The sequence below is a fragment of the Streptomyces sp. NPDC091371 genome, assembly GCF_040684275.1.
Lineage (GTDB): Bacteria > Actinomycetota > Actinomycetes > Streptomycetales > Streptomycetaceae > Streptomyces.
Genome location: NZ_JBFBFP010000036.1, coordinates 72,731 through 80,787, shown reverse-complemented (window position 1 = coordinate 80,787; position 8,057 = coordinate 72,731). Strand labels below are relative to the sequence as shown.

The following is an 8,057-nucleotide window of genomic DNA, read 5'->3' as shown; positions in this document are numbered from 1 at the left end:
CCCGCCCGGGGCTGGGCCCCCCCCGCCAACGCCCCGGGGGCCCCCCCCCCGCCCCCCCCCCAACACCCGCGGGGGGGGCTCCAACAAACCGGCGGCCCGGCCGCAGGTGCGGCCGGGCCGACGTTTTCGGTGCCGCCGAGCAGAATTCAGCCCCTCCGGCGATTGAGGAGCGGGGTCCGGGGCAGAGCCCCGGCAACGGCGCCGCGGACGGCTACAGGGCCACGCCCAGGAGGGCGTCCACCGTGCGGGAGACCAGGCCCGGGGCCGATTCGTCGTCGCCGTCGGAGGCGTTCTGCGCGTCCACCCAGCGGTCGACGGCCGCCAGCGCCGCCGGGGCGTCCAGGTCGTTCGACAGGGCCTCGCGGACCTCCTCGACCAGCGCGTCGGCCGGCAGGCCGTCGGGGCGGGACACCGCCGCGCGCCACCGCTCCAGCCGGGCCACGGCCTCGGCGAGGACGGCGTCCGTCCACTCCCAGTCGGCCCGGTAGTGGTGCGAGAGCAGCGCGAGGCGGATCGCGGCCGGGTCGACGCCGGCGCGCCGCAGGGCGGAGACGAAGACGAGGTTGCCCTTCGACTTCGACATCTTCTCGCCGTGCAGGGCGACCATGCCCGCGTGCACGTACGCCTTGGCCATCGGGAACTCGCCCGTCAGCACCTGCGCGTGCGAGGCGCCCATCTCGTGGTGCGGGAACGCCAGGTCGGAGCCGCCGCCCTGGATGTCGAAGCCCATGCCCAGGTGGTCGAGCGCGATGGCGACGCACTCGATGTGCCAGCCGGGCCGGCCGCGGCCCAGCGAGCCGCCGTCCCAGCTCGGCTCGCCCGGACGGGCGGCCATCCACAGCATCGGGTCGAGGGGGTTCTTCTTGCCGGGGCGCTCGGGGTCGCCGCCGCGCTCCGCCGAGAGCAGCCGCATCGCTTCGGCGTCCAGGTTGGAGACCTGGCCGAAGTGGGTGTCGGACTCCACCGAGAAGTAGATGTCGCCTTCGAGCTCGTAGGCGGCGCCCGCGTCCCGCAGCCGCTCCACCAGCGGCACGATGCCCGGTATGGCCTCGACGGCGCCGATGTAGTGCTGCGGGGGCAGCATCCGCAGGGCGGTCATGTCCTCGCGGAAGAGGGCCGTCTCGCGTTCGGCGAGCTCGGTCCAGTCGTGGCCGTCGCGCAGCGCCCGCGCCAGGAGCGGGTCGTCCACGTCCGTGACGTTCTGGACGTAGTGGACCTGCCGCTTGGTGTCGAGCCACACGCGCTGTACGAGGTCGAACGCGTTGTAGGTCGCCGCGTGACCGATGTGGGTCGCGTCGTACGGGGTGATGCCGCAGACGTAGATACGGGCGACGGGACCGGGGTCGAGGGTGATCGTCCCCTGGGTCGCGGTGTCGTGGATCTGGAGGTCGCGGCCCTTGCCAGGAAGGGCGGGGACCTCAGAAGCGGGCCAGGCATGCATGCGTCGAGCCTAACCGGACGGGTGTTCCTGAAACGAACCGGACCTGCACTGTTGTCTTGATCGGCACTCTTGTGCTCTGGCCGGTTCTGTGCGTGTGGTGCTGGCCGGTTCAGACCGGTGGCCAGGGGATCGACGGCCACTGTCCGGAGGGCTGCGGGTGGATCCCGGTGCGCAGCAGCCGCGCCACCCGCTCCCGTACGGCGGCCAGCTCGACCGCGGTGATCAGTTCGGCCAGCCGGGTGGCGAGGGGGGCTCCCTCGGCCAGCCGGCCGGTCAGCTCGGTCAGCACGCCGCGGGCCTCGTCGGTCAGAGGCTCCCCCGCCCAGCCCCAGAGCAGGGTGCGCAGTTTGTCCTCGGTGTGGAAGCTGACGCCGTGGTCGATGCCGTAGAGCCGTCCGTCGGGCGCGGGCAGCAGGTGGCCGCCCTTGCGGTCGCCGTTGTTGATCACGGCGTCGAGGACGGAGAGGCGGCGCAGTCTCGGGTCGTCGGCGTGGACGAGGAGGGCGGTGCGGCCTTCGCCGACGTCGGCGAAGGCGACGGGCTTCCAGCCCTCCCCCGCTTCCTCCCCGTCCACGAGGGCGAGGAGGCGGGGCAGCCCGGAGTCGGGGTCGTCCTCGTCGGCGGCTTCGATCCACTGCTGGACCATGCCTTCGCCGTACGGTCCGTCGCGCAGCACGGTGGCGGGGACGAGGCCCCATCCGGTGGCCTCGGAGACGAGGTAGGCGGCGACCTCGCGCCGGGCGAGGTTGCCGTCGGGGAAGTCCCACAGCGGCCGCTCGCCCTTGACCGGCTTGTACACGGCCTCGGCGCTCACGCCCTCGTGGGTGACGGTGCACAGCAGGACGGCGTTGGACGCCTCCCGGATCCGGCCGACGACGCTCAGCTCGCCCTTGGCGAGCAGTGCTTCCATGTCCGACGTTCCCCCCGTGGCGTTCACGCCTGGCGCCGGTAGCCGTTCTGGCGCGGGCACACGTGGCCCTCCGGGTCCAGCGGCAGGCTGCACAGCGGGCACGGCGGGCGGCCGGCGTTGACCACGTCCAGGGCCCGCTTGGCGAAGGCGCGGGCCTGGGCGCCGGTGAGGCGGACCCGCAGCATGGGCGGGCCGTTCTCCTCGTCCTGGAGGAGCCGCTCCTCGGCCTCGGCGAGGTCCTCGTCGGTGTCCGCTTCGAGTTCCACCAGGGCCTGGGCCTCGACGATCATCCGCTGTTCCTCGCCGTCCCAGGCCAGGGCCATGGTGCCGACGCGGAACTCCTCCTCGACGGGCACGTCGAGGGGCGCGGTGTCGGTGGCCTCGGCGGGGGCGACGGCCGGGACGGGGGCGTTGCCCCCGGTGCGCCGTACGACCTCGTCCAGCAGCTCGTCCATCCGCTCGGCGAGCGCCGCGACCTGGGTCTTCTCCAGGGAGACGCTGGTGACGCGGGGGCCGGCGGAGGCCTGCAGGAAGAACGTACGGCGTCCCGGCAGACCGACCGTGCCGGCCACGAAGCGGTCCGGCGGGTCGTAGAGGAACACCTGACGGGGCACGTCCAGTCTCCAAGTCTCGGCGGCAGGGGGAGCTCTGCGCGTGGCTGTGCTCTTTCTTATGGCCTGTCCACCCTACTGCGCCGTTCGATCACGCCGCGCCCGCGCCGCCGCCCACGACGGCGTTCCCGGCGTCCTCGGCGGCCTTGTCGGGGGTACGGGCTTCGCCGGGCACGAGCGAGCCGAAGTCCCCGGTGTCGCCGAGGCGGAACACGAACGGCCGGGTCTGCGTGTAGCGGATCGCGGTCACCGAGCAGGGGTCGACGTGGATGCGCTGGAAGAGGTCGAGGTGCATGCCGAGGGCGTCCGCGACAAGGGACTTGATGATGTCGCCGTGCGAGCACATGAGGAAGACGGCGTCGCCGCCGTGCTCCTGCTCGATGCGCGCGTTCCATTCCCGTACGGATTCCACGGCGCGGGCCTGCATGGCGCGCATGGACTCGCCGCCGGGGAACGCGGCCGCCGACGGGTGCTGCTGGACGATCTTCATGAGGGGTTCGCCGGCGAGTTCGGAGAGTTTGCGGCCCGACCAGTCGCCGTAGTGGCATTCGCCGATCCGCTCGTCGGTGTGCAGTTCCAGCTCGGGCCGGGCGGCCATGAGCGGCGCGAGGGTCTCCCGGCAGCGCTCCAGCGGGCTGGTGACGGCGGCGGCGAGCGGCACGCCGACGAGCCGTCCGGGCAGTGCGGCCGCCTGCTCGGCGCCGCGCTCGTCGAGGGTCACTCCCGGCGTCCATCCGGCGAGCAGCCCTGCGGTGTTGGCGGTGGACCGCCCGTGTCGTACGAGGATCAGCGTGGCCATGGGGTACAGCCTAGGCCCCGCCGGGAAAGGCGCTGCGCGGTGTCGCCGGAGTGCGGGCGGGCCCCGGGCGGGGAAGAATGCCCGGCGTGATTGTGGACTGCGCGATTTACCGGGACGGACGCCGCACGCCGGGTCCAGCGGACTTCTCCGACGCCCTCGACGAGGCGCGGGCGACCGGTGACGCCTTCCTGTGGGTGGGCATGCACGAGCCGACGGAGAAGGAATTCGACCACGTCCGCCGGGAGTTCGGTCTGCACCCGCTGGCGGTGGAGGACGCTCTGACCGCGCACCAGCGTCCCAAGCTGGAGGTGTACGACGATTCGCTGTTCGTCGTCCTGAAGCCGGTGGTGTACGACGACGACACGGACACCGTGACCGCCGGCGAGCTGATGGTCTTCATCGGCGACTCCTTCGTGGTCACGGTCCGGCACGGCGAGGGGGCCCCGCTGGCCGCCGTACGGCACCGGCTGGAGCAGGAGCCGGACGTGCTGCGGCACGGTCCGACGGCCGTGCTGTACGCGGTGTCGGACGCGGTCGTGGACCACTACATCGAGGTGGCGGCCGAGCTCCAGGGGGACCTGGAGGAGCTGGAGGCGGAGGTCTTCGCCCCGAACGCCTCGGACACGAAGAACACCGCCGCCCGGATCTACGCCTTCAAGCGGCAGGTGCTGGAGTTCCGCCGGGCGACGAGCCCGCTGCTCCAGCCCATGGACCGGCTCGCGTTCGGCGAGGTGCCCTTCGTCCACGAGCACGCCCAGCCGTTCTTCCGCGATGTCGCGGACCACCTGACGAAGGCGAACGAGTACATCGAGGGGCTGGACCGCCTGCTGTCGGACGCGCTCGCCGCGCATCTGGCGCAGATGGGTGTCCGGCAGAACGACGACATGCGCAAGATCTCGGCCTGGGCGGCGATGGCGGCCGTCCCCACGATGGTGGCGGGGATCTACGGGATGAACTTCGACCACATGCCGGAGCTGAGGCAGGGCTGGGGCTATCCGGCGGTGCTGGTGGTCATGGTTGGGGCCTGTCTGGGCCTGCACCGGATGTTCAAGCGCCGGGGCTGGCTGTAGCGGGCCGCCCGCCCGCGCGCTAGGCGAACTCGGGGGCGGCGGTCGGTGCGCCGCCGAGCGCGTCGCGCCGCTCCGGCATGGCGAGGCTGACCATCCGGTGCCAGCCGCTGAAGCGTTCGTACGCGTGCATGCCCCGGATGCCCGCGGCGAGTGCGGCCGCCTTGGGCGCGGGCCAGTTCAGCAGCCGTCCCATGTGGGCCATGACGGCGAGGCTGACGTCGCGGTAGACGCGGATCTCGACGAGCGCGCTCTCCCGCAGCACCTGCTGGATGGTGCGGCCGTGGCCCTCGCGGGCCAGCCGCAGCAGTTCCTCGTGGCAGTAGGCGAGGTGGTTGTCCTCGTCGTGGCTGATCATGCGGATGGCCTTGCCCAGTTCGGGATGGTCCCCGAAGTTCTTGACGAGCATGTCCATCTGGTCGGCGGCGCGCTGTTCGGTGACGCGGCTGTGCGAGAGGTAGACGACGATGTCCCGCTCGGTCAGCGGCTCCTCGCGGCGCAGCTTCGCGTGGGCGAGGCCGATGCCGGCGCGCTCCAGCAGCATCGTGTAGTCGGTTTCGGGCGGTACGGGGACGGGCGGCAGGCCGCGGTTGCGCAGCAGGGCGTTGAAGATCCGCCCGTGCTTGTCCTCGTCGGCGCCGTGCCGGGTGATCTTGGGCGCGAGGTCGCGCATGCCGTCGGGCACCAGGGCCGCGATCCGGCCGTTCTCCCAGCCGCCCTGGGTCTCGCCGCTGGCGGCGATGGAGCAGAACAGCGAGAAGGCGTCGTCGTTGTCGACGATCTCCTGGAACAGGCTGCGGGCAGAGAGCATGCATCGAGTCAAACCCCGCTCGCGCGGGCGGGCAACCGAGGGGTCCCGGTGCTCGCCCGAATGAACGAAACGAGGCGGTGGCCCGGGGTGCGTAACCCGAGGGGCACCGGGAGCGTTGATGGCTGTGTCGGCCGTGGCGGGGAAGACCCCCCGAGCCCCCACCACGGCCGCAGACGTTCGTTTCAGGTCACACGCCCGGTCAGGCCAGTCCGGCGAGCTCCATGGCCTCGGTGCCGGCGCGCAGGGCGGCGATCCGCTCGTCCAGGGTGAAGCCGGCCGGGGCGAGCGTGAGGGTGGTGACCCCGGCCTCCGCGTAGGCCCGCATCCCGTCCGCGATCCGCTCGACCGGGCCGAGCAGGGTGGTCGAGTCGATCAGCGAGTGCGGGATCGCGGCGGCCGCGCCCGTCTTGTCGCCCGCCAGGTACTTGTCCTGGATCTCGGCGGCTTCCTTCTCGTAACCCATGCGCTGGGCGAGCTGGTTGTAGAAGTTCTGCTTGCGGCTGCCCATGCCGCCCACGTACAGGGCGGTGTAGGGGCGGAACATGTCCGCGAGCGCGTTGACGTCCTCGCCGAGGGCCAGCGGCACGGTGGGGCAGACGTCGAAGCCGTCCATGGTCAGCCCGGCCTTCTCGCGCCCGGCGCGGATGTGGCGCAGGGCCGTCTCCTCCAGGTGCGCGGCGGCCGGGAAGATCAGCAGCGCGCCGTCGGCGATCTCGCCGGTCTGCTCCAGGTTCTTCGGGCCGATCGCGGCGATGTAGAGCGGGATGTGCTCGCGCTCCGGGTGCACGGTCAGCTTGAGCGGCTTGCCGGGGCCGCCGGGCAGCGGCAGGGTCCAGTGCTCGCCCTCGTAGCTGAGCCGCTCGCGGGCCATGGCCTTGCGGACGATCTCCACGTACTCACGCGTCCGCGCGAGCGGCTTGTCGAACTTGACGCCGTACCAGCCCTCGGAGACCTGGGGGCCCGAGACGCCGAGGCCGAGGCGGAAGCGGCCCTTGGTGAGGGAGTCGAGGGTGGCCGCGGTCATCGCGGTCATGGCGGGCTGGCGCGCCGGGATCTGCAGGATCGCGGAGCCGACGTCGATGCGCTCGGTCTGGGCGGCGACCCAGGCGAGCACGGTCGGGGCGTCCGATCCGTAGGCCTCCGCGGCCCAGCAGACGTCGTAGCCGAGGCGGTCGGCCTCCTGGGCGACGGCGAGGTTGTCGGCGTCCATGCCCGCACCCCAGTAGCCGAGATTGATGCCGAGCCGCATAAGTCGTCCCCTTACCGGTTTACCGATCAGTAACGTGCATGTGCGGGGACTGTAGCGCGCCCGGGTCCCGTTCGTCAGCGCCCCAGTAGTCTCAGCGCTCATGGAGCAGAGGCATCTCGGCCGCACCGGACTGCGCGTCTCCCGGATCGGCCTCGGCACCCTCACCTGGGGCCGCGACACCGGCGAGGAAGCCGCCGCCGAGCAGATGAAGACCTTCTGGGAGGCGGGCGGCACGCTCGTCGACACGGCGGACGTGTACGGGGGCGGGGAGGCGGAGTACCTCCTCGGGCAGCTGGTGGGCGGGCTGATCCCGCGCCGGGAAGTGGTGATCGCCACGAAGGCGGGCGGCGTGCCGGATCCGGACCGGCGGTTCGACGGCTCGCGCGGGCACCTCCTCGCCGCGCTCGACGCCTCGCTGGACCGGCTGGGCACCGACTACGTCGACCTCTGGCAGGTCCACGCCTTCGACCCGGCGACCCCGCTGGAGGAGACCCTGCACGCGGTGGACCTCGCGGTCAGCAGCGGCCGGGCCCGCTATGCCGGCGTCTCCAACTTCAGCGGCTGGCAGCTCGCGAAGGCGGCCACGTGGCAGCTGGCGGTGCCCGGTGCGCGCACCCGCCTGGCCTCCACGCAGATGGAGTACTCCCTCCTCCAGCGCGGGGTCGAACGCGAGGTGCTCCCGGCGGCCCTGGACCTGGGAGTCGGCCTGCTCCCGTCCTCCCCGCTGGGGCGCGGGGTCCTGACGGGCAAGTACCGCTCGGGCGTCCCGGCGGACTCGCGGGCCGGTTCGGAGTCCATGGCGGCCTTCGTCGCCCCGTACCTGGACGACGCGGCGGGCCGGATCGTGGACGCGGTGGCTACGGCCGCGCACGGCCTGGCGGTGACCCCGCTCCAGGTGGCCCTGGCATGGGTCCGCGACCGGCCGGGCGTGGTCGCGCCGATCGTCGGGGCCCGGACATCGGCGCAGCTCGCGGCGGCTTTGTCGGTGGAGACCCTTACCCTTCCGGAGGAGATCTGCCAGGCGCTGGACGACGTTTCGGCGCCCGTGCACCGCTACCCCGATCAGGACTGGAGCACCCTGTGAGTACGGACCGCCAAGCCGGACCCGCCGGACCCGCTGACGCGGAAGACCCCGCAGCCGAGCGGCCGAAGGCCGAGGCGCCCGGCGC

The 8,057-nt window shown here is 72.5% G+C and carries 8 protein-coding genes; 2 read left to right on the top strand and 6 right to left on the bottom strand.

Annotated features, from left to right (window positions below):
* Positions 1-211: 211 nt before the first annotated feature.
* The 4 genes from mshC to AB0O21_RS29820 form a co-directional block, all read right to left on the bottom strand.
* On the bottom strand, positions 212-1,441 hold the full coding sequence (gene mshC, locus AB0O21_RS29835; RefSeq protein WP_365175954.1) for a cysteine--1-D-myo-inosityl 2-amino-2-deoxy-alpha-D-glucopyranoside ligase: 1,230 nt from the start codon (positions 1,439-1,441) through the stop codon (positions 212-214).
* Positions 1,442-1,550: 109 nt separating this feature from the next.
* A complete protein-coding gene (locus AB0O21_RS29830; RefSeq protein ID WP_365175953.1) occupies positions 1,551-2,351 on the bottom strand; it encodes an SCO1664 family protein in 801 nt (266 codons plus the stop codon).
* A gap of 23 nt (positions 2,352-2,374) precedes the next feature.
* Positions 2,375-2,965 carry a DUF3090 domain-containing protein gene (locus AB0O21_RS29825; RefSeq protein ID WP_365175952.1) on the bottom strand — a complete coding sequence of 197 codons (591 nt, stop codon included), beginning with the start codon at positions 2,963-2,965 and terminating at the stop codon, positions 2,375-2,377.
* An 88-nt stretch (positions 2,966-3,053) separates the two neighbouring features.
* Complete coding sequence (locus AB0O21_RS29820) at positions 3,054-3,761, bottom strand: histidine phosphatase family protein (protein ID WP_365175951.1); 708 nt, start codon at positions 3,759-3,761, stop codon at positions 3,054-3,056.
* A 77-nt stretch (positions 3,762-3,838) separates the two neighbouring features.
* Here AB0O21_RS29820 and AB0O21_RS29815 point away from each other — a divergent pair, with 77 nt between their 5' ends.
* On the top strand, positions 3,839-4,831 hold the full coding sequence (locus tag AB0O21_RS29815) for a magnesium and cobalt transport protein CorA (RefSeq protein WP_365175950.1): 993 nt from the start codon (positions 3,839-3,841) through the stop codon (positions 4,829-4,831).
* A 19-nt stretch (positions 4,832-4,850) separates the two neighbouring features.
* Here AB0O21_RS29815 and AB0O21_RS29810 read toward each other — a convergent pair whose 3' ends face one another.
* Both AB0O21_RS29810 and AB0O21_RS29805 read right to left on the bottom strand, forming a co-directional pair.
* On the bottom strand, positions 4,851-5,639 hold the full coding sequence (locus AB0O21_RS29810; protein WP_365175949.1) for a ferritin-like domain-containing protein: 789 nt from the start codon (positions 5,637-5,639) through the stop codon (positions 4,851-4,853).
* 199 nt (positions 5,640-5,838) lie between these two features.
* On the bottom strand, positions 5,839-6,888 hold the full coding sequence (locus AB0O21_RS29805) for an LLM class F420-dependent oxidoreductase (protein ID WP_365175948.1): 1,050 nt from the start codon (positions 6,886-6,888) through the stop codon (positions 5,839-5,841).
* A gap of 100 nt (positions 6,889-6,988) precedes the next feature.
* On the opposite strand from AB0O21_RS29805, the gene AB0O21_RS29800 reads away from it, so the two are divergent.
* Entirely contained in the window at positions 6,989-7,972 is a 984-nt protein-coding gene (locus AB0O21_RS29800; protein ID WP_365175947.1) for an aldo/keto reductase, read from the top strand.
* Positions 7,973-8,057 lie beyond the last annotated feature (85 nt).

Bases quoted from the DNA above. Each gene is read 5' to 3' on its own strand.
- AB0O21_RS29800 (WP_365175947.1), top strand. From the start codon at position 6,989: ATGGAGCAGAGGCATCTCGGCCGCACCGGACTGCGCGTCTCCCGGATC.
- AB0O21_RS29830 (WP_365175953.1), bottom strand. From the start codon at position 2,351: ATGGAAGCACTGCTCGCCAAGGGCGAGCTGAGCGTCGTCGGCCGGATC.
- AB0O21_RS29810 (WP_365175949.1), bottom strand. From the start codon at position 5,639: ATGCTCTCTGCCCGCAGCCTGTTCCAGGAGATCGTCGACAACGACGAC.
- mshC (WP_365175954.1), bottom strand. From the start codon at position 1,441: ATGCATGCCTGGCCCGCTTCTGAGGTCCCCGCCCTTCCTGGCAAGGGC.
- AB0O21_RS29805 (WP_365175948.1), bottom strand. From the start codon at position 6,888: ATGCGGCTCGGCATCAATCTCGGCTACTGGGGTGCGGGCATGGACGCC.
- AB0O21_RS29815 (WP_365175950.1), top strand. From the start codon at position 3,839: ATGCCCGGCGTGATTGTGGACTGCGCGATTTACCGGGACGGACGCCGC.
- AB0O21_RS29820 (WP_365175951.1), bottom strand. From the start codon at position 3,761: ATGGCCACGCTGATCCTCGTACGACACGGGCGGTCCACCGCCAACACC.